This window comes from Rhodococcus zopfii NBRC 100606 = JCM 9919, assembly GCF_001895025.1.
Lineage (GTDB): Bacteria > Actinomycetota > Actinomycetes > Mycobacteriales > Mycobacteriaceae > Rhodococcus > Rhodococcus zopfii.
This window is the reverse complement of sequence record NZ_BCXI01000049.1, coordinates 1-20,550: the sequence shown is the minus strand read 5'-3', so window position 1 is coordinate 20,550 and position 20,550 is coordinate 1. Positions and strand designations below refer to the sequence as shown.

The following is a 20,550-nucleotide window of genomic DNA, read 5'->3' as shown; positions in this document are numbered from 1 at the left end:
GACCACTCCCTGCAACACGTTCTATCGTCGGGCGAACCGCAGCCTACCGCAGCGGTACATATTTGAACCACAGGGAGATCGATGTGCTCACCGATCCGCTCACCGCGGCGATCGCCGAAGCCGAGAAACTCGTCGCCACCGCACCGCACATCCGCACGGACCAGGACCTCGCCGAGGGCTACGGGTATCTCGCCGGCGGAATCGCCGCGTGTGCACACGCCGCCTGGGCGCACAGCAGCAGCCATCCTGTGCTCATCACCGGCACCGGCCCCTACGCCAAGATGGGCCTGGACAACCCCGACACGCTGTACTGGGGTGCAGCCCTGCGCGACGACGCCGAATACGTCGTCACCGGCCGCCGCGGCACCACCTGCGATCTGAGCTTCCAGGTGCTCGCCGGCAACTACACCGACACCAACGTACCCGGCAACGTCACCGCCTTCGACGATCGTGCGATCCGCATCGAGGACGACGGCACGTTCGAGGTGCGCTTCGGTCCCGGTCCCGCCGACCCGGCACGCAACTACTTCACCCTCGCCCGCGGATCGTCCCAGCTTGTCGTGCGCGAGGTGTACAGCGACTGGTCGCAACGACGCGGCACCATCCGCATCGACCGGGTCGACACCCTCGGCACCCCCGCACCCGAACCGACGCAGCAGGACGCCGCCAAGCGCTACGAACGCGCCGGTCGCGCGCTCGTTTCCCGGGTGAAGACGTGGTTGCAGTTCCCCGAATGGTTCTACCTGAAGCTGCCGGTCAACACGCTCACCGAACCACGCCGCACGCCGGGCGGCCTGGACACCCAATACTCGTCCGTCGGACACTACGAGCTCGCCGACGACGAGGCGATGATCCTCACCGTCCCCGCATCCGATGCCCCCTACCTGGGGTTCCAGATCGGCAGCCTCTGGTACATCTCTCTCGACTACATCCACCACCAGACGTCACTGAACAACGCTCAGGCGCAGGTCGATCCGGACGGCAACGTCCGCATCGTGATCGCGAACCGCAACCCCGGCGTCACCAACTGGATCGAGACGCTCGGCCGCAGCCGGGGCATCCTGCAGTTCCGGTGGCAGCGCACCGACCGCGAGCTCACAGCCGCGGACGGGCCCACCGCACAGGTGGTCCCGTTCGCCGCGGTCGCCGCGTCGCTGCCGTTCCACGAGTCCAACCGCATCACCGGTGAAGCGTGGGCGCAACGGATCGCCGCGCGCCAGACCGCGATCGCCGATCGGATGCAGGCATGAGCGCGCCGGCGGGTCTGCTGCGCGACCGAGTGGTCGTGATCTCCGGTGTCGGCCCCGGGCTCGGGCGCACCCTCGCGGTGCGGTGCGCCGAACACGGCGCCGACGTCGTCCTGGCCGCCCGCACCCGCGAGCGGCTCGACGAGGTCGCCGCGGAGGTCACCGCACTGGGCCGGCGCGCCCTGGGCGTGCCCACCGACATCACCGACGACGAGTCCGCAGCGGCCCTCGTCGCGGCGGCCGTCGAGGAGTTCGGCGCTGTGCACGCGCTGGTCAACAACGCGTTCTCGATCCCGTCCATGAAGCCACTGGCGCGCACAGACTTCCAGCACATCCGTGACAGCGTCGAGCTGACCGTGCTCGGCGCACTGCGTCTGACCCAGTTGTTCACCCCCGCCCTGTCCGACTCGAAAGGCGCAGTGGTGAACCTCAACTCGATGGTGCTGCGACACTCACAGGAGCGGTACGGCAGCTACAAGATCGCGAAATCGGCGCTGCTGTCGCTGTCGCAGTCGCTGGCCACCGAACTCGGCCCCCGGGGAATCCGGGTGAATTCCGTTGCTCCCGGCCACATCTGGGGTCCGATCCTCCAGGGCTACTTCGAACACCAGGCCGGCAAGTACGGCACCACCGTCGAGCAGATCTACGAGCACACCGCGGCCGCGAGCGACCTGCGTCGTCTGCCCACCACCGAGGAGATCGCCGACGCAGTGATCTTCCTGGCCTCGCCGATGGCGTCGGCGATCACCGGGCAGTGCCTCGACGTCAACTGCGGCGAATTCCACCACTGACATCCGTGCGCGATTCCGGTAGCCGGCGCTACCGAAAGCGCGCACGAGGAGACGGACACACCATGACCGAACGCACCACCATCGGCAGCGCCGAATCGCTGCACGAATCCGCAACCCGGATCACCGGACTGACCGACTTCGGCACCGACGAGTACCGCGAGGCCCTCGATGTACTGCTCGAGTCGTACACCCGCGACGAGAGGCTGACCCCGCTCGGCAGCAAGATGTCACGGGTGTTCCTGCGCGGCGCCCTCGTCGCGCGTCTGCTGTCCGAGGCCGCCTGGAAGCAGCATCCCGAGCACGCAGGCGTCGAGATCACCCGCCCGATCTTCGTCACCGGGCTGCCCCGCACCGGCACCACCGCGCTGCACCGGCTGCTCACCGCCGACCCCGCCCACCAGGGCCTCGAGATGTGGCTGACGGAGATGCCGCAGCCTCGACCGCCACGCGACACGTGGGCGGACAACCCGGTGTTCGCCGGGATCGAAGCCGGGTTCGCGCAGCACCATGTCGAGCACCCCGAGTTCATGGGCGTGCACTACATGTCGGCCGGCGAGGTCGAGGAGTGCTGGCAGTTGCTGCGCCAGTCGTTCCGGTCCGTGTCGTACGAATGCCTCGCGCACCTGCCCACCTATTCGCAGTGGCTCGCGGGCCAGGACTGGACGGGCGCCTACGAGCGGCATCGCCGCAATCTGCAACTCATCGGCATGCACGAGAGCGAGAAGCGCTGGGTGCTCAAGAACCCGAGCCACCTGTTCGCGCTCGACGAGTTGCTCACCGTGTACCCGGACGCGCTCGTCGTCGTCACCCATCGCGATCCGCGCACCGTCATCCCGTCGGTGTGCAGCCTCGCTGCGCAAGCCTCGGACGGCTGGTCCGAGGTCTTCGCCGGCGCCACGATCGGCCGCAGCCAGCTCGACCTGTGGGCGCGCGGCTTCGACAAGTTCGCCGAGGTCCGCGCGCGACACGACCGGGCGCAGTTCGTCGACGTCGACTACCGCGACTTCGTCACCGACCCGATCGGCACCGTCGGCGCGCTCTACGACCGCTTCGGGATCGTCCTCGGCGCCGATGCGGAGGCGGCGATGGCGGCGCTGCACACCGAGAGCCGTCAGGGCGACCGCAGACCCGCCCACCGCTACACCCTCGAAGAGTTCGGGCTTACCGTGGCCGACGTCGACGAACGCTTCCCCGATTACGCCTTTCGCTGACCGCCCCCGGGGGCCGCGGGGCGGGGGTGTCCGCCGAGCCGGGGTGCGAGGCGGGCGAGCAGCGGAAACAAGGCCTCGGCGATGCGGTCGCCGACCTCCACGAACGCCCGGTCGGACAGACCCACCGGATCGGCGATCCCCGGGGTACCCGCCGTCCCGCTCGGGTCCCGGAACACGTCGAGTCGTGCGACGGTGTCGGCGCCGGTGAGCGTCGCGATGCGGTGAGCCTCGGGCAGGGTGAACGTCTTCGGGGCCGCGCCGGCGGCGAGCGCGGACGCCCGGTCGCGCTGCTCCTCGGTCATCGTCAGGATCAGGTCCGCCGCGACGACCATCCGTTCGCAGAGTCGGCGGGCGCGGAAGCCGGCGGGGTCGCCGCCGAGGCCGCTGATCACCGCCGCGGCGCGCGGCTCGACGGGATAGCCGACGAGTGCGCGGGTTCCGGCGCTCTCGGCGGTCAGCTCGCTCAGGCCGTGCTCGGTGGCGTATGCGCGGGTGAGCCGCTCCGCGATCACCGAGCGGCACACGTTGCCGCTGCAGACGAACAGGATGTGCACGGCCGGGACTCTAGCGGGCACGAAACATGCGGCGGCAGCCCATAGTTGGTGGTCACCGCCGATACACCGGCCGTTCCCGGACCGGACATCGTCCGTTCATGCCGATCGCCCTCGCCGGATCCGGCGAGCGGCAGCATCCACGCTGCCCGTCCGGGCCGTGTCCGCGGCCCGACCAGGCATTCCGTCGTGGGATGATCGACGTATGCCTGCACCGCTACCGCTCGACCCGATCGCCGAAGCCCACCGCCAGTGGATCGACCACGGCTGGGGTGAGGTCGCGGACGGCATGGCCGTGGTGACGTCGCTGATGCGGGCCCAGCAGATCCTCATGGCGCGCGTCGAGGAGGTGCTGAAACCGTTCGGCTTGACCTTCGCCCGCTACGAGCTGATCACGTTGCTGCACTTCACGCGCAGTGGGGCCCTGCCGATGGCCAAGGCCAGTGCCCGGCTGCAGGTGCATCCGACGAGCGTGACGAACGCGGTGGACCGGCTCGAATCGGCGGGGCTGGTGCGCCGCACACCGCATCCGAGCGACCGTCGCGCGACGCTGATCGAACTCACCGACGAGGGTCGCGCGCTGGCGATCGAGACGACCGAGAAGCTCAACGCGGAGGTGTTCTCGCGGCCCGGCGTTCCCGGCGATCAGCTCGAGCCGCTGCTGCGCATTCTGGCCGGGATGCGGCACGACGCCGGTGACTTCGACACCGGTGGCGAACCGACGAAGTGGTGACCGCACCACCGGCCCGAACGCCTCCGACCTCCAAAACGACTGCAGGGCCGCCCTTTCCTGGGGCGGCCCTGCAGTCGTATCACATCAGGCGTGCTTGAACTCCGGGGTGCGCTTCTCGATGAACGCGGCCATGCCTTCCTTCTGGTCGGCGGTGGCGAACGTCGAATGGAACACGCGCCGTTCGAACTTCACACCCTCGGCGAGGGTGGTCTCGAATGCGCGGTTGACCGCTTCCTTCGCCATGATCGTCGCGGGCAGCGACATCGACGCGATGGTGGTTGCGGTCTCGAGCGCGACATCGAGCAACTCGGCGACCGGCACGATCCGCGAAACCAGGCCGGCGCGTTCGGCTTCCTCGACGTCCATGTTGCGGCCGGTCAGGCACATGTCCATGGCCTTCGCCTTGCCGACGGCGCGGGTCAGACGCTGGGAACCGCCGATGCCCGGGATGACGCCCAGCTTGATCTCGGGCTGCCCGAACTTCGCGGTGTCCGACGCGATGATGAAGTCGCACAGCATCGCCAGCTCGCAGCCGCCACCCAGCGCGTAGCCGGAGACCGCAGCGATGATCGGGGTACGCGCGGAGGAGATCTTGTCCCAGTCCGAGAAGAAGTCCTCGCCGTACGCCTCGGAGTAGGTCTTGGGCGCCATCTCCTTGATGTCGGCACCGGCGGCGAACGCCTTCTCCGAACCGGTGATGACGATCGCGCCGATCTCGCGGTCGGCGTCGAGTTCCTCGACGGCCGCGACCACTTCGCGCATCAGCTGGCTGTTGAGCGCGTTGAGCGCCTTGGGCCGGTTGAGCGTGATGAGTCCCACGCGACCCTTGCGGTCGAGCAGGATGGTCTCGAAGTCGGTCACTGGTTGTCCTCTGCAGTCGAACGGGCACGGATGTCGGTGATGATGGCGGAGAAGTCGAGTCCGCCGCCGCCACCGGTGTTGAAGCGATGGTAGAGCTCGGCCGCGCGCAGCCCGAGTTCGGCCTCCACTCCGTTGGCCCGCAGCGCGTTCGCGGCCAGACCCAGATCCTTGTCCATGAGGGCGGCCGCGAAGCCCGGCTGGTAGTCGTTGTTCGCCGGGGTCGTCGGGACGGGTCCGGGGACGGGGCAGTTGCTGGTCAGTGCCCAGCACTGGCCGGAGGCGTTGGATGCGACGTCGAACAGCGCCTGGTTGGTCAGGCCCAGCTTCTCGCCGAGCACGAACGCTTCGCTGATCGCGATCATCGACACACCGAGGATCATGTTGTTGCAGATCTTCGCGGCCTGTCCGACACCGGAGGCGCCGCAGTGCACGACCTTGCGGCCCATGACGTCGAGCAGGGGCTGCGCGGTGGCGAAGTCGTCCTCGGAGCCGCCGACCATGAACGCGAGCGTGCCGGCGGCAGCACCGGCGACACCGCCGGAGACGGGGGCGTCGATGGCGCGGTGCCCGGCCTTGTGGGCGCGCTCGGCTGCTTCGCGGGCGTCGGCGACGTCGATGGTGGAGCTGTCGACGAACAGGGTGTTCGGCTTGGCGGCGGGCAGGATCACGTCGTAGAGGTCGAGCACGAGCTTGCCGTTGGGCAGCATGGTGATGACGACGTCGGCGTCGCGCACAGCCTCGGCGGCCGAGGCGACGACGGTCAGCCCGTCCTTGGTGGCCTGTTCCTGCGCGGCGGGGACCGGGTCGAAGCCGGCGACCGAGTATCCGGCCTTGACGAGGTTCGCGGCCATCGGCCCGCCCATGTGGCCGAGACCGAGGAACGCGACGGTCGGGAGAGCACTCATGTCATTCTCCTTGGGAGGCGGCGAGACCGAGCTCGAGCTCGCCGAGCGGCTGGAAGTAGGCGTCGACGTCGGCGGCGGTCACGTCGGCGAGGGTGGCCGGCGACCACTGCGGGTTGCGGTCCTTGTCGACAACCTGGGCGCGGATGCCCTCGACGAGGTCGTGGGACTTCAGGGACGCCAGCGATACCCGGTATTCCTCGTCGAGCACCGCCTCGAGGCTGCCGGACCGCCGGGCCTGCCGCAGCGAGCGCAGCGTGACCTTCAGCGCGACGGGCGACTTGCCGAGGATCTGCTCGGCCGTGGCCTGCGCCTCGGGCTCGTCGGAGGCCCGCAGGCGTTCGACGATCTCCTCGACGCTGTCCGCGGAGTAGGCGGCGTCGATCCAGGACTGCTGCGCGAGCAGTTCGGATTCCGGTGCGGGACGCGAGTATTCGGCGAGCGCGTCGTCGAGTCCGGCGGTTCCGATCGCGGCGACGAACTTGTCGAGAGACTCGGACGGGACGAAGTGGTCGGCGAAGCCGAGGGCGATCGCGTCGCCCGCCTTCAGTCGTCCGGTGGTGAGCGCGACGTGGGTGCCGAGCTCACCGGGGGCACGCGAGAGCAGGTAGGTGCCGCCGACGTCGGGGACGAAGCCGATACCCACCTCGGGCATGGCGATGGTGGAGCGTTCGGTGACGATCCGCACGTTGCCGTGGGCGGAGATGCCGACGCCGCCGCCCATCACGATGCCGTCCATGATCGCCACGTAGGGCTTCGGGTAACGGCCGATCGCGGCGTTGAGGATGTACTCGTCGCGCCAGAACTCCTGCGACCCGCTGCCGCCGTCCTTCGCGTCGTGGTAGATCGAGACGATGTCGCCGCCGGCGCACAGGCCCCGCTCCCCCGCCCCGTCGACGACGACCGCGGCGATCGCGTCGTCGCCGGACCATTCGCGGAGTTTCTCGGCGATGGTGCGGACCATGCCGTGATTGAGTGCGTTGATGGCCTTGGGCCGGTTGAGGGTCAACCGGCCGACGCCGGCCGACGCCTCGACGAGAACTTCCGGTTCCTGCCCGGTCATGCCGCTCCTGTCTGCGCCGAGGCCACCACGCTGCGCGCGACGACCACCCGCATGATCTCGTTGGTTCCTTCCAGGATCTGATGCACGCGCAGATCCCGCACGATCTTCTCGATACCGTACTCGGCGAGGTAGCCGTAGCCGCCGTGCAGCTGCAGCGCCTCGTTCGCGGCGGCGAAACCGGCGTCGGTGGCGAAACGCTTTGCCATCGCGCACAGTTCGACCACGTCGTCGGTGTTCTCGTCGAGTGCGTCCGCTGCCCGCCACAGCAGGGTCCGGGCCGCCTCGAGCTCGATGCGCATGTCCGCGAGGCGGAACTGCAGCGCCTGGGAGTCGAGCAGCCGCTCGCCGAACGCTTTGCGTTCGGCGAGGTAGGCGACGGTCCGGTCGAGGGCGGTCTGGCCGCCGCCGACCGAGCACGCGGCGATGTTGAGACGCCCGCCGTTGAGGCCCTGCATCGCGATGCGGAAGCCGCCGCCCTCGGACCCGAGCAGGTTCTCCGCCGGCACCCGGGCGCCTTCGAAGATCACCTGCCGGGTGGGCTGGGCGTTCCAGCCCATCTTCTTCTCGTTCGCGCCGAACGACAGGCCCGGCGTGTCCTTCGGGACGATGAACGCCGAGATACCGCGCGGGCCGGGCTCGCCGGTGCGGGCCATCACCACGTACACGTCGGAGGTGCCGGCGCCGGAGATGAACTGCTTGACGCCGGTGAGCACGAACTCGTCACCGTCGCGGACGGCCTTGGTGCTCAAGGCCGCCGCGTCCGAGCCTGCGCCCGGTTCGGTGAGGCAGTAGCTGCCGAGCTGCTCCATCGAGCACAATCCCGGCACCCAGCGGCGCCGCTGATCGTCGGAACCGAATTTGTCGATCATCCACGTGACCATGTTGTGGATGGACAGGTACGCGGCGATCGACGGGCAGCCCTTGGCGAGTTCCTCGAAGATCCGCACCGAGTCGAGCCGGCGCAGCCCGGAGCCGCCCACGTCCTCGCGGACGTAGATGCCGCCCATGCCGAGCGCGGCGGCCTTGCGCATCACGTCGACCGGGAAATGCTTGGCCTGGTCCCACTCCACGGCGTTCGGGGCCAGATACTCGGTGGCGAAGTCTCGGGCGGTGTCGCGGATCGCCCGGTCGTCGTCGGTGAGGGTGAACATGGTGGTCCCGCCTAGTCCATCGTCGGGATGACGAAGTGATCGGTGTCGGCGACGTGGGCACCCTCGAGGTCGCCCTCCTTGACACCGGACGGCCAGCGCTGCGTGATGGTCTTGGTCTTGGTGTAGAACCGGAACGCGTCGGGTCCGTGCTGGTTGAGGTCGCCGAAGCCGGACGCCTTCCAGCCGCCGAACGTGTAGTACGCGATCGGAACCGGAATCGGGACGTTGACGCCGACCATGCCGACCTGGACCCGGTTGGCGAAGTCGCGGGCGGTGTCGCCGTCGCGGGTGAAGATCGCGACGCCGTTGCCGTACTCGTGCTCGGTCGGCAGGCGCAGCGCATCCTCGTAGTCGCGGGCGCGCACCACCGTGAGCACGGGACCGAAGATCTCCTCGCGGTAGATCGACATGCCGGTGGTGACCTTGTCGAACAGGGTGGCGCCGGAGAAGAAGCCGTTCTCGTGGCCTTCGAGGACGAAGCCGCGGCCGTCGACGACGAGTTCGGCGCCTTCCTCGACGCCCTTGGCGATGTAGTCGTGGACGCGGTCGCGTGCGGCGGCGGTCACGAGCGGACCGAAGTCGGCCTTCTCGTCGAAGCTGGTTCCGATGCGCAGGTCGGCGATGCGCTCCTGGAGCTTGGCCACGAGCCGGTCTGCGGTCTCCTCGCCGACGGGAACGGCGACGGACAACGCCATGCAGCGCTCACCGGCGGAGCCGTAGGCGGCACCGACGAGCGCGTCGGCGACCTGGTCGAGGTCGGCGTCGGGCATGATGATCGCGTGGTTCTTCGCGCCGCCGAAGCACTGAGCGCGCTTGCCGTTCTTCGCGGCGGTCTCGTAGATGTACTGCGCGATCGGGGTGGAGCCGACGAAGCCGAGGGCCTTGACGCGCGAGTCGTTGAGCAGGACGTCGACGGCTTCCTTGTCGCCGTTGACGACGTTGAACACGCCGGCGGGCAGGCCCGCCTCGAGGAACAACTCGGCCAGGCGCAGCGGCACCGAGGGGTCGCGCTCGGACGGCTTGAGCACGAACGCGTTGCCGCATGCGAGCGCGGGGGCGGCCTTCCACAGCGGGATCATCGCGGGGAAGTTGAACGGGGTGATGCCGGCGACGACACCGAGGGGCTGGCGCATCGAGTAGACGTCGATGCCGGTGCCGGCGGACTCGGTGTATTCGCCCTTGAGCAGGTGCGGGGCGCCGAGGGCGACCTCGACGACCTCGAGACCGCGCTGGATGTCGCCCTTGGCGTCGGGGATCGTCTTGCCGTGCTCGCTCGACAGCAGCCGGGCGAGTTCGTCCACGTTGTCCTGGGCGAGCTGCAGGAACCGCATGAGGACCCGGACCCGCTTCTGCGGGTTCCACGAGGCCCATTCCTTCTGGGCTTCTTCGGCGTTCGCGATGACGGCTTCGACCTCGGCCGGCGTGGCGAGCGGGACGCGCGCCTGCACCTCGCCGGTGTTGGGGTCGAAGACGTCCCCGAATCGCCCGGATGTCCCGGCGACGTGCTCGCCACCGATGAAGTGGGTGAGTTCACGAATGGTCATTTTCGCGAGTCCTTTGCTGATCGACGGTTTCGGACACGAGGCACCCGACGGCACCCCCCTCGAAATCTGTGTCCATCCTATAGTTGGAAGTCCACGTATGTCTACCGTCACACCCCGCCGGTCACGTACGACGCCGCGTCACCGCAGGCGGCGGTACAGATCCTCCAGATCGGACACCGCACGGATCACGACGGCCTCGTCCGTGCCGCCCGCCCGCAGCGCGCGCCGCAACAGCATCGGGTCCAGATCGTCGAGCGCGGGCCGGAACCGTTCCATCGGCAACTCCGGCAGTTCCGTGTCGTCCCCGTAGAAGTCGTCGGTGGGCGACGGCGCAGCGTCGACACCGCCGATCAGCGTCTCGAGACCCACACCCCGCAGCGCGAGCACGGCCAGCGGATGCTCGTCGACGTGCTCGGCCAGCAGATAGGCCACCGCGGCGGCGTGCTTGCAGGGCCATCCGTCGTCGGGACACGTGCAATCGAAGTCGAGCTCGCCGGCGCGGCGCGGCAGCAGAAACGGCCCCAGCTCCTCCGGCAGCGCCCCGGCCGCGAGGCGCGCGAGCATCCCGGGCGCCGAACGCACCTGCGTGACCAACTCGGCGACCGCCTCGTCGTCGAGGGTGCGGACGGTGACGGTCGCGGTGAACGGGCGCAGCTGGCTGCCCTGCACATCGCCGACGACGGCGCCGGGTCCGAGCCGCATCGAGAGCACCTGCCCCGAGCGCGCGTAGGTGCGGCCACGGGTCAGCCGGCCTTTGTCGGCGACCTGCTCCATGGCGCCGATGAGTTCCTTCGACCACCAGCTGCGCCCGATCGCGCCGCGTTTGGTGCGGGCCTCGATGCCGCCGTCGACGCGGATCGGCGTGCCGTACTTGCGGAAATCGTTTCGTGCCATGTCTATTCACCCACCGCATCGTCGCCCAGGGTCAACAGGGCGTGCAGCTGGTCGGTGGACAGCTCGGTGATCCAGTTCTCCCCCACCCCGACCGCCAGGTCCGCGAGTTCCTGTTTACCGGTGAGCATCTCGTCGATGCGTTCCTCGACGGTGCCGACGCACACGAGCTTGCGCACCTGCACATCGCGGCGCTGACCGATCCGGAACGCCCGGTCGGTGGCCTGGTTCTCGACCGCCGGGTTCCACCACCGGTCCAGGTGCACCACGTGATTGGCCGCGGTCAGGTTCAGGCCGGTCCCGCCGGCCTTGAGCGAGAGCAGCATGATCGGCGGCCCGCCCGGTTCCTGGAACCCGGTGACCATCGCGTCGCGCCGGCTCTTGGACACCCCGCCGTGCAGGAAGGGCACCCGGGTGGAGAACCGCTCGGCGAGATACGGGGCGATGAGCTCCCCGAACTCGCGGAACTGGGTGAACAGCAGGACCTTCTCGCCGTCGGCGAGCACCGATTCGACGATGTCCTCGACCAGGCCGAGCTTGCCGGAGCGGTGCCGGCCGCGGCGCAGCACGGGCGATCCGTCGGCGAGATAGTGCGCCGGATGGTTGCATACCTGCTTGAGCCGGGTCAGCGCCGCGAGGACCGCGCCCTTGCGGGCCATCCCTTCCTTCTCCTTGATCTTGCGCATCATGTCGTCGACGACCGCACGGTACAACGCGGCCTGCTCGGCGGTGAGGTTCGCGCGGACGGTCTGCTCGAACTTCTCCGGCAGGTCGGCGATCACGTCCGGGTCGGTCTTGACGCGGCGCAGCACGAACGGGGCGGTCAGCGCCCGCAGCCGGGCCGCCGCCACCGCGTCACGTTCGCGTTCGATGGGCACCGCGAACCGCGCCCGGAACGACGTCGCCGAACCGAGCAGCCGCGGATTCGCGAAATCGAGGATCGACCGCAGTTCCTCGAGCCGATTCTCCACGGGGGTGCCGGTCAACGCGATGCGATGCGAGGCCGCCACCGCGCGCACCGCACGCGACTGCGCGGTGTTCGCGTTCTTCACGTGCTGCGCCTCGTCGAGCACCACCCGATGCCACGGCAGGGCCCGCACGTGCGCGAGGTCGCGGGCGACGATCGCATAGGTGGTGATGACCAGGTCGCTGTCGTCGACGGCGGCCACCAGGTCGTCGTCCCGCAGCCGGCCCGACCCGTGGTGGACGTGGACGCGCAGGCCGGGCGCGAACTTCGCGGCCTCACGCTGCCAGTTGCCGACCACCGACATCGGGCACACCAGCAGCGTCGGCCGGACCGGGCCGCGGGTGCGTTCGTGGACCAGCAGCGCCAGCACCTGCACGGTCTTGCCGAGACCCATGTCGTCGGCGAGCACCGCCCCGAGACCGAGCCCGCTCATGAACGCCAGCCAGTCCAGGCCGCGCTGCTGGTAGGGACGCAGGGTCGCGTGCAGGCCGGCCGGCGGCGGGACCGGCTCCGGCCGGGCCTGCCCGTCGAGCAACGTCGCGACCCAGCCGGAAGCGCTGATGTCGGTGACCTCGGCGGGTGGCACGTCGTCGCCGGTGAACTGCGCGAACAACGAGCCGAGGGTGGTGTCCTGTCCCGTATTGCGGGTCACGTACCGGGCGGCCTGAGCCAGCGCCGCCGCGTCCGCCTTGACCCACTTGCCGCGCAACTTGACCAGGTCGCTGTTGGCGGCGACGAGCTGCTCCATCTCGGCGGCGCTGAGCAGCATGTCGCCGACCGCGAGCTGCCATTCGTAGGAAACGATCGCGTTCATGCCGACGGCGCTCTCCTCCGCCGCGACCGGGGCGGCGGCGGAATCGACACGCAGCCGCAGCGAGGGCTCGACCGTCGCCCACGCGCGCGGCAGCAGCAGTCCCACGCCGGTGTCCTGGAGGGCGCGCGCACCGTGCTCGACGAGATCGACGACGACGGGTGTGGGCAGCAGCAGGTCCAGGCTGTCGGGGTCGCGGGGCACGTCCTGCAGCCGCGGGTAGGCCTTCAACGCGGCGCCGAGCTTCCGGATGCCGATCTGCAGCAGTTCCGCGTCGGTGCCGCCGACCGGCACCGGCGCCGGGGCCTGCCCCTCCGAGCGCAGGCACACCTCGAGCCGCCACAGGGCGTGGGCGGGGTCGTCGCCCTCGTCGGGTTCGACGAGACGCAGCACCAGGTCGGGTTCGTTGCCGGACAGGCTCGCCCGCCACTCGTCGAGCGCGTCGGCCATCCGCTGGCTGCCACCGTGGTGCGGCACGCCCTCGGACAGCGCGGCGACCAGCGGGTGCAGCGACGTGCCCGACCCGAGCATCGCCCGGGTGATGGGGTCGGTGAGTTCGGTGCACAGGTTCTCGAGCAGCGGCGACGGGTTGCCCAGCTGCCGCTGCACCGGAGGCATGGCGGCGACCAGTTCGGCCTTCCACGCGCGGGTCCGGTCACCGCCGAGCAGCTGCCACCGCACCCACCACTGCTTCTCGGCGCGATGCATCTCGGGTGCGACACGACCGGCCTGCGCCCAGCGTTCGATGCCGCGGGCGACGTGGGCGAGGAACCGCAGGTCGCCGGAGACGCCGTCGGGCCGGCGCGGCAGATCCAGCAGCAGTTCGGCAGCATCCGGGGGTGCCACGGCGACCGCAGGCAGCGTGCGAGGCCTGTCGTCCCCGGGCAACCGCAGCTCGACGCGGTGGCGGAACGGGCGGTCGGTCCAGCGCCGCAGGGCCGACGGCAGCGCGTCGTCGTCGTGCGGGGCCGAGGGGTCGCGCCACAACAACAGACCCGATCCCGGCGACCAGACCCCATGCAGCATGCCCACCATGGTGCCAGGCGCATCTACGCTGTGCGCATGCCCCTCGCGTACGGTTTCGCCGAATACGGCGGCCCCGAAACCCAGCAGTTCCTCGACCCGGACGTGCCCCGACCCGGACCCGGACAGTTGCTGGTGGCGGTCCACGCGGCGGGCGTGAATCCGGCCGATTGGAAGGTCCGCGCCGGCACCCGGAAGGACACCGTGCCGGTGACGCTGCCGGCCGTGCTGGGCCGGGAGGTCTCCGGTGTCGTCACGGCGGCCGGCGATCGCGTCGACGGGTTCGCGGTCGGCGATGCGGTGTTCGGCGCGACCGCCACCGGATTCGGCGGCTACGCCGAGTACACGCTGCTCAACGCGCACAGCTCCGCACACAAACCGGAGCAGGTGAGTTTCGCCGCCGCCGCGACCGTCCCGGTGGCCGTGGGCACCGCGTTCGACATCGCCGACAGGCTGGCGGTCTCGGACGCGGACACCGTACTCGTGATCGGCGCCGGTGGAGGCGTCGGATCCGCCGCGACCCAGCTCGCGCGGGCACGCGGCGCGACCGTGCTCGGTGTCGCGTCGGCCGGCAAACGGGACCTCGTGGAGGCCAACGGCGCCACCTGGATCGACTCCGGCGACGACCCGACCGCCCACATTCACGGCACGACCGCGATCGTCGACCTGGTCGGCGGCGCGACCCTCCGGGCGCTCGCCGCGGCGGCTCCGGGTGCCCGCATCGTCAGTGTCGCCGATCCGGCCGGCGCCGCGGAACTGGGCGGTTCCGGCGTGGAGCGGCGCCGAACCACCGAGGTGTTCGCGACCGTCGCGGCTTTGGTCGCGGACGGCACCGTGGACCCGCGTGTCGAGCGGGCGTTCCCGCTGTCGGAGGCGGGTGCGGCGCTCGCCGTCGTCGAAGGTGGTCACGCCCGCGGCAAGATCGTCATCGCGGTTCGCTGAACACACCCGCGGATCCGTCACGCACTGCGAACGTCCCTGGGACACTGGTGACCAGGTCACTCACCAGGAGTCCGCCATGTCGATTCTGATCCAGGTCCTCGAGCAGACCTACAGTTCCAACACACCGTGGGAACAGGTCAAGTACGCGTTCGTCGATTCCGGACACGTCACCACCCTGCGGTTGGACGGCCAGTGCGGGGTGTGGCTCGACGGCACCAAGCACGGCGAGTCCCACCGCCTCGCCGCGACCGCGAGTCCGGAGCAGGCGATCTTCTTCCTGCTCACCGTGTTCGACCGGATCGCCCAGTGCAAGCAGAGCGGCGGCTCGTGGATCATCGGGCACGACGGCCGCACGGTCGCCTCGATCCACGCCGCCCGGTTTCCGCTGACCATCGACGGATGATCGGATGTCGGTGCCTGCTGCGACGATCGGCGGGTGCGCGGGGGCAGAGGCATCTGGGTTCTGGTGGTGGCGGTCGCGGTTGCCGCGTCGTTGTGGTGGGAGCGAACCGATCCACCGGGGCCGCCCGCGCCGGGCAGTCCGTCCCGCGAGGAACTCGGGCGGCTACTCGCGAGCGTCACCGTGGTCTTCCAGCGCCCGCACGTTCCGGGCTATCAGCGTGGTTGCGAGGCCGGTGAGGCGTGTGTGTTCGGGCCGGCCTGGTCGGACGATCATCCCGGCCGCGGAGGGCGCGACGGCTGCGACACCCGCAACAACGTGCTCGCTCGCGACCTGCACGAGGCGATGTTCCGTCCCGGCACGGGCAAGTGCGTCGTACTGTCCGGCACCCTCGACGATCCGTATACGGGAAGACGAATCCTGTTCCGGCGCAGCGATGCCCGAGCAGTGCACGTCGACCACATCTTTCCCCTGGCTGCGGCGTGGGACCTCGGCGCCGCGACCTGGCCGCAGCATCTGCGCCGACAGTTCGCCAACGACATCGACTTCAACCTCATTGCCGTGGACGGAACCGCCAACGAGGACAAACGCGACCACACCCCCGGCGACTGGCTCCCACCCGCGGCGAGCACCCGGTGTTGGTTCGCCGGGAAGTACCTGACGGTCGCGGTGCGATACGGGCTGCCGGTGACCGCGGCCGACCACCGCGCGCTCACCGACGCGGCCGCGGCCTGTCCCGACGCGGCTCAGATGCCGGCGGCGCGTCCGGCACGGTCGTTCGATTCGTCATGATCGTCCTCCCCGGTCGGGGCCAGGCGTGCCGCCCGGCCCCGCAGATAGCGCTGTTCGGGGACGCTCGCCGTCAGCCTCGCCGCGGCGAGGTACGCGACGCGCGCCGCGTCGGCCTCGCCCGCCATGTCCAGCAGGTGTGCTCTGACGGCGACCGCCCGGTGGTTTCCGGCGAGTCGCCGGTCGTCCTTCACTGTCGCGAGCAACTCCAGCCCGGCACGCGGGCCGTCGAGCATGGCCACGGCGGCGGCCCGGTTCACCGTCACCATCGGATTGGGCGCGACGTGCGCCAGCACCCGGTACAGCGCGACGATCTGCGCCCAGTCGGTGTCCTCGGCGCGGGCGGCTTCGGCGTGCACGGCGGCGATCGCGGCCTGCAGTTGATAGGGGCCGGGCGGACCGGCGCTCAGCGCCGCGGTGACCAGCGCGGTTCCCTCGTCGATCTGCGCCCGGTCCCAGCGGGTTCGGTCCTGCTCGGTGAGTGGCACGAGACCGCCGGACGGATCGAGGCGGGCGTCGCGATGCGCATCGGTGAGCAGCATGAGCGCGAGCAGGCCGGTGGTGTCGGGGTCCTCCGGCAGCAGCGCGTGCAGCACGCGGGCCAGGCGGATCGCTTCGGCGCTGAGTTCGCGCGAGATCAGGTCCGGTCCGCCGGAGCTGGTGTAGCCCTCGTTGAAGATCAGGTAGAGCACGTGCCGTACCGCCTGCAACCGTTCGGCACGGTCCACCGCGGCGGGCAGGGTGAACTTCGCTCCGGCGTCGCGGATCGCCTCTTTGCCGCGGGTGATGCGCCGGGTCATCGTCGCCTCCGGCACGAGGAACGCCCGCGCGATACGCGCGGTGTCGAGACCCCCGACCGCGCGCAGGGTCAACGCGATCTGGGACGACAGGGACAGCGCCGGATGGCAGCACAGGAACAGCAGTGTCAGCGTGTCGTCGCTCTCATGTCCGGCTTCGGGGAGGTCGGTGACGGAACGGTCCGGTTCCGCTGCGGCCCAGGCGTGTTCGCGGTCACGGCGGGCGCTGTCGCTGCGCCACTCGTCGGTGAGCCGGCGCTGGGCGACGGTGATCAGCCAGCCACGCGGATTCGACGGCACGCCTTCCACCGGCCACTGCCGGTGCGCAGCGACCAGCGCCTCCTGCACCGCATCCTCGCACGCGTCGAACTGTCCGTGCCGCGCCGCAAGGTACCCGAGGACCTGCGGCGCGAGGGTGCGCAGCAGGTCCTGCGGGTCGCTCACATCTCGGCCCCGCCGTCGTGCATCACGGCCCGGACCTCCATCGCCCCGCCGAAGCGCACGTCGGGCCACCGCGCGGCGATCTCCACGGCCCGGTCCAGGCTGTCGACGTCGACCTCGACATAGCCGCAGAACTGCTCCTTGCTCTCCATGAACGGTCCGTCGGTGACGGTGTGCGCGGCGGTCGTGCCCTGCCGCACCGTGCGTGCCGTCGACGGGTCGGTCAGCGCCTGTCCGCCGACGAGTTCTCCGGACGCGGTGAGTTCGGCCATGATCGCGTCGACCTCCCCGAACAGTTCGTCCCGGGCGTCGTCGCCCAGTTCGTCGACGAAGCCGGGCCGGTTGTAGATCAAGAGCATGTATTTCACGATCGCCTCCTCTGCTGCGCCCCCGGATGGGGCCTCACCCTGAAGTCGGAGCAGCGACAACGATCCGGACATCGCGGATCGCACATCCCCTGTTCATCGATGTCCGGACATCGACGCGGTCTCCGACTTCACTGTGACACGGGCACGACTTCCACCGGACGATTCGAAGGAGTTCGACCATGACGAAGCTTCGGGTACACAATTTCGCGATCACGGCCGACGGCTGTTCCGCCGGACCTGATCAGAGCCTGCACAACCCGCTCGGGGTCGGCGGGGAGCGGATCCTCGGCTGGGCGCGCGAGACCCGCTCGTTCCACCGCTCGTTCGGGATCGACGGCGGCGAGGAAGGGGTCGACGACGACTTCATGATTCGCGGGATCGACGGCATCGGAGCAACGATCATGGGCCGCAACATGTTCGGACCGGTACGCGGGCGGTGGGAGGACAGCGAGGAATGGTCGGGCTGGTGGGGCGACGAACCCCCGTTCCATCACCCGGTCTTCGTGCTCACCCACCATCGCCGCGACCCGATCGCCCTGAGCGGTGGCACCGTCTTCCACTTCGTCACCGGCGGAATCGAGGACGCGCTCGAGCAGGCCGTCGAAGCCGCTGCCGGAGCGGATGTACGGGTCGGGGGCGGTCCCGCGACCGTCCGCCAGTTTCTGCGCGCCGGGCTGGTCGACCAGATGCACCTGGCCATCGTGCCGGCGCTTTTCGGCCGCGGCGAGCGGGTGTTCGACGACGATGTGCTCACAACCGATTTCGAGTGCGTCGAGTTCGTTTCGTCCCCGTCGGTCGCTCACGCCCGATTCGTCCGCACCTCACCCCGGTGAATGGATCCCTCCTCCGGCCGACCGGGTGATGAGACCCTTCACCCGGGGCATGGGGCGAGGGGACGGTTCCGACGGCCGGCGGTTGGTACTGCAACGACAGTTTGCGATGTCGCTACTGCACGGCCCCCGTCCTCATCTTGTGTTTGTCCCTCGAAGATGACCGGAGACCCCTGTTCATGCACACCCCTGACCTGCACGGCGTACCTGCCGTGTCCATTCGCAATGCCCACCGTTCGTTCGGAGACCCGCCAGTTCTGACCGGAGTCGACTTCGCTGTTGCCCCCGGCCGATGCGGTGCCGTGGTCGGCGCGAACGGAGCCGGCAAGTCGACCCTGTTGAGATGCGTCGTCGGCGCAGACCGCCTCGACGAGGGTGCCATCGACATCGCGGCACGCCCGTGGACGAGACCTCCCGGACCTTCCGGCGCAACGTCGCCGCGGTGATCGGTGAAGTGCCCATCTTCGCCCACCTCACAGCCCACGAACACCTGCAACTCGTCGCGACCGGACACGGAGTGCCCGACCCGTTCGAAGCGGCGAAACAAGCACTAACCTCGATCTTTCGTGCGGTTCGCGTGCCGGCCTAGCGGTTTCGGATTGGTCGTGGTGACCGTGGATCCAGTGTGCGTCCACGGTCGACTGCCCGACACGGTCGGGTGACGCCGGGGTCCACGGCCCCGAAGATCGTTCCTCTCGTCTCGATCGGGCAGATACGTGCAGGTCACACAGGCGCAGGAAGCGCTGCGAGTCGGTTCAGGCCGGCGACGAGGACATCGACGTCGGGAGCCGAGGCGGCCAGACGCAGACGGACACGGCGGGCATGTCGGGCGATCCGCCCGGCGATCGACAACAGTCGCAGCCGCAGCCGTTTCGGTTCCCACCGACGCGCCGGGCCATCGGTCAACGCGAGCATCTGCATCCAGCCGACCAGCTCACACGCGAGCTGCACGAGCGCCAACCAGATGCGGTTCTGCTCGAATCCGTGCAGTGGAAGGTTCTGCAATCCGGTGGCTTTCGCTGCCCGAATCCGGTCCTCGCACCGGGCCCGACGTCGGTGCCGAAGCTCCAGGTCCGGTAGCTGACCGCGGCGAGTGTTGGTGACGAACGCGGTCAGCCGTAGGCCGTCGCGGTCGGTGAACCGCAACTGCGCACCTGGGTGCGGGCGCTCCTTCCTGACGATCACCCGCATCCCTTTCGGCCAGCTCGACAGATCCAACATGTCGGTGATCTCGGTGACCCAGGCGTCGTCGCGGACCTGGCCGTCGGCGTTGTAGGCTGGGGTCCACGCGGTTTCGGGAACCAGGTCGATCGCTTCGGCGTGGGTGTCGGTCAGCCCGAATCCGACTGAGTATGAGAGCCGGCGTTTGGTCAGATACTCGATCAGGTGGTGGGTGCCGCCGGCTCCGTCGATGCGCACCAGCACCTTCTTCCCGACCCGGTATGCCGGGTCGAACGGCAACTGCGCGAGTGCGTCCTGCACGACCGTGACGTGGTCGGCGGCGGTATTCGATCCCGAGTTGCCCGGGCGTAGCAGCATTGCGACGGGTTCACCGGTGCCGCCGGTGCCGTGGTCGACGAACACGCACAATGGATGGAACCCGAAGCCCCGCTTGAACGTCGGAGCAGCAGATTCCTTCTCGGAGTGTGCGGTGACCAGGGTGGCATCGATGTCGATGACCAGCGGATGCTGCTCGTCGATGGCATGGTCCGGTGCCGACTCGCCAGCGGCAGTCCAGGAATGGGCTCGGGCGGTGGCGCGGGCACGTCCGATCGCAGCCAGCGCGGTGTCGGCATCGGCGGCCAACGCGCTGATCAGGCGGGAGACGGTCGGGTCGGATGCCACCTGCCCGAAGACCTCCGGGTGGGATCGCAGTTGTGCAATATCGGCGAGGCAATCCCCACCGATCGCCAAGGCAATCGCCAGGTCCAGGAGGATCTTGCCGGGATCGTGGCGGGCCAGCGGTTTTCGATACGGTGCGAGCTCGGTCGTCAACTCCGAAGCGAGGCCGGTCTTTTCCGCGGTGCGCAGCAGCAGGACCGCTCCGGCATGCGACACGACACCGGTTCCGGTAGCCGATGCGGACACGGATGGGTAGGGAGACGTAGACTTGCTCACCGGAATGGTGCTCCTCGAACTCGGACTGAGTCAACCTTCGCAAGTCGAATTATCCCAGTTCAGGGCACCATTCTTTGTGTTTGACACGGGTTTCCACTCAATCGGCATGAAAGCCCGAG

The 20,550-nt window shown here is 69.4% G+C and carries 21 protein-coding genes; 10 read left to right on the top strand and 11 right to left on the bottom strand.

What is annotated here, in order from left to right; genetic code table 11:
* Window positions 1-83: 83 nt before the first annotated feature.
* The 3 genes from RZ1_RS25190 (at window position 84) to RZ1_RS25180 (ending at window position 3,249) form a co-directional block, all read left to right on the top strand.
* The gene (locus tag RZ1_RS25190; RefSeq protein ID WP_072815318.1) at window positions 84-1,250 is read left to right on the top strand and encodes a hypothetical protein; all 1,167 of its coding nucleotides are present in this window, start codon (window positions 84-86) and stop codon (window positions 1,248-1,250) included.
* Complete coding sequence (locus RZ1_RS25185; protein ID WP_072815316.1) at window positions 1,247-2,038, top strand: SDR family oxidoreductase; 792 nt, start codon at window positions 1,247-1,249, stop codon at window positions 2,036-2,038. Before RZ1_RS25190 ends, RZ1_RS25185 begins: the two co-directional genes overlap by 4 nt.
* Window positions 2,039-2,100: 62 nt before the next feature.
* On the top strand, window positions 2,101-3,249 hold the full coding sequence (locus tag RZ1_RS25180) for a sulfotransferase family protein (protein WP_072815314.1): 1,149 nt from the start codon (window positions 2,101-2,103) through the stop codon (window positions 3,247-3,249).
* Here RZ1_RS25180 and RZ1_RS25175 read toward each other — a convergent pair.
* Complete coding sequence (locus RZ1_RS25175) at window positions 3,234-3,803, bottom strand: arsenate reductase/protein-tyrosine-phosphatase family protein (protein ID WP_072815313.1); 570 nt, start codon at window positions 3,801-3,803, stop codon at window positions 3,234-3,236. The genes RZ1_RS25180 and RZ1_RS25175 overlap by 16 nt on opposite strands.
* 202 nt (window positions 3,804-4,005) lie before the next feature.
* On the opposite strand from RZ1_RS25175, the gene RZ1_RS25170 reads away from it, so the two are divergent.
* Window positions 4,006-4,533: a MarR family winged helix-turn-helix transcriptional regulator gene (locus tag RZ1_RS25170; RefSeq protein WP_072815310.1), complete on the top strand. Its 528-nt coding sequence runs from the start codon at window positions 4,006-4,008 to the stop codon at window positions 4,531-4,533.
* Between the two features lie 84 nt (window positions 4,534-4,617).
* Here the strand turns inward: RZ1_RS25170 and RZ1_RS25165 are convergent, their stop codons facing one another.
* From RZ1_RS25165 to RZ1_RS25135, 7 genes are all read right to left on the bottom strand, one after another.
* Entirely contained in the window at window positions 4,618-5,394 is a 777-nt protein-coding gene (locus RZ1_RS25165) for an enoyl-CoA hydratase (RefSeq protein WP_072815308.1), read from the bottom strand.
* Complete coding sequence (gene mmsB / locus RZ1_RS25160; protein ID WP_072815307.1) at window positions 5,391-6,299, bottom strand: 3-hydroxyisobutyrate dehydrogenase; 909 nt, start codon at window positions 6,297-6,299, stop codon at window positions 5,391-5,393. The genes RZ1_RS25165 and mmsB overlap by 4 nt, the downstream gene beginning before the upstream one ends.
* 1 nt (window position 6,300) lies before the next feature.
* On the bottom strand, window positions 6,301-7,359 hold the full coding sequence (locus RZ1_RS25155; RefSeq protein ID WP_072815305.1) for an enoyl-CoA hydratase/isomerase family protein: 1,059 nt from the start codon (window positions 7,357-7,359) through the stop codon (window positions 6,301-6,303).
* Window positions 7,356-8,510 (bottom strand): acyl-CoA dehydrogenase family protein, encoded by a 1,155-nt coding sequence (locus tag RZ1_RS25150; RefSeq protein ID WP_072815303.1) that lies wholly within the window; start codon window positions 8,508-8,510, stop codon window positions 7,356-7,358. Before RZ1_RS25150 ends, RZ1_RS25155 begins: the two co-directional genes overlap by 4 nt.
* Window positions 8,511-8,521: 11 nt before the next feature.
* Window positions 8,522-10,054: a CoA-acylating methylmalonate-semialdehyde dehydrogenase gene (locus RZ1_RS25145; protein ID WP_072815364.1), complete on the bottom strand. Its 1,533-nt coding sequence runs from the start codon at window positions 10,052-10,054 to the stop codon at window positions 8,522-8,524.
* Between the two features lie 138 nt (window positions 10,055-10,192).
* Complete coding sequence (locus RZ1_RS25140) at window positions 10,193-10,948, bottom strand: SWIM zinc finger family protein (protein WP_072815301.1); 756 nt, start codon at window positions 10,946-10,948, stop codon at window positions 10,193-10,195.
* Between the two features lie 2 nt (window positions 10,949-10,950).
* Window positions 10,951-13,749: a DEAD/DEAH box helicase gene (locus RZ1_RS25135; RefSeq protein ID WP_174565244.1), complete on the bottom strand. Its 2,799-nt coding sequence runs from the start codon at window positions 13,747-13,749 to the stop codon at window positions 10,951-10,953.
* Between the two features lie 36 nt (window positions 13,750-13,785).
* Between RZ1_RS25135 and RZ1_RS25130 the strand changes: the two genes are divergently transcribed.
* From RZ1_RS25130 to RZ1_RS25120, 3 genes are all read left to right on the top strand, one after another.
* Window positions 13,786-14,688, top strand: a complete 903-nt coding sequence (locus RZ1_RS25130; protein ID WP_072815297.1) for an NADP-dependent oxidoreductase — start codon at window positions 13,786-13,788, stop codon at window positions 14,686-14,688.
* Window positions 14,689-14,764: 76 nt separating this feature from the next.
* Entirely contained in the window at window positions 14,765-15,091 is a 327-nt protein-coding gene (locus RZ1_RS25125) for a hypothetical protein (protein WP_072815296.1), read from the top strand.
* A 33-nt stretch (window positions 15,092-15,124) separates the two neighbouring features.
* Window positions 15,125-15,880, top strand: coding sequence for an HNH endonuclease family protein (locus RZ1_RS25120; protein ID WP_371304731.1), 756 nt, complete (start codon window positions 15,125-15,127; stop codon window positions 15,878-15,880).
* Here the strand turns inward: RZ1_RS25120 and RZ1_RS25115 are convergent.
* Entirely contained in the window at window positions 15,835-17,118 is a 1,284-nt protein-coding gene (locus RZ1_RS25115; protein WP_072815294.1) for an RNA polymerase sigma factor, read from the bottom strand. The genes RZ1_RS25120 and RZ1_RS25115 overlap by 46 nt on opposite strands.
* Window positions 17,115-17,474: a YciI family protein gene (locus tag RZ1_RS25110; RefSeq protein ID WP_238071937.1), complete on the bottom strand. Its 360-nt coding sequence runs from the start codon at window positions 17,472-17,474 to the stop codon at window positions 17,115-17,117. The genes RZ1_RS25115 and RZ1_RS25110 overlap by 4 nt, the downstream gene beginning before the upstream one ends.
* Window positions 17,475-17,662: 188 nt before the next feature.
* On the opposite strand from RZ1_RS25110, the gene RZ1_RS25105 reads away from it, so the two are divergent.
* From RZ1_RS25105 to RZ1_RS31500, 3 genes are all read left to right on the top strand, one after another.
* Window positions 17,663-18,316 carry a dihydrofolate reductase family protein gene (locus RZ1_RS25105; protein WP_072815292.1) on the top strand — a complete coding sequence of 218 codons (654 nt, stop codon included), beginning with the start codon at window positions 17,663-17,665 and terminating at the stop codon, window positions 18,314-18,316.
* Between the two features lie 176 nt (window positions 18,317-18,492).
* Entirely contained in the window at window positions 18,493-18,759 is a 267-nt protein-coding gene (locus RZ1_RS30715; protein ID WP_169918119.1) for an ATP-binding cassette domain-containing protein, read from the top strand.
* Window positions 18,714-18,902: a hypothetical protein gene (locus tag RZ1_RS31500; RefSeq protein WP_169918118.1), complete on the top strand. Its 189-nt coding sequence runs from the start codon at window positions 18,714-18,716 to the stop codon at window positions 18,900-18,902. Before RZ1_RS30715 ends, RZ1_RS31500 begins: the two co-directional genes overlap by 46 nt.
* 134 nt (window positions 18,903-19,036) lie before the next feature.
* Here RZ1_RS31500 and RZ1_RS25095 read toward each other — a convergent pair whose 3' ends face one another.
* Entirely contained in the window at window positions 19,037-20,431 is a 1,395-nt protein-coding gene (locus RZ1_RS25095; protein WP_072815290.1) for an IS1380 family transposase, read from the bottom strand.
* Window positions 20,432-20,550: the final 119 nt, after the last annotated feature.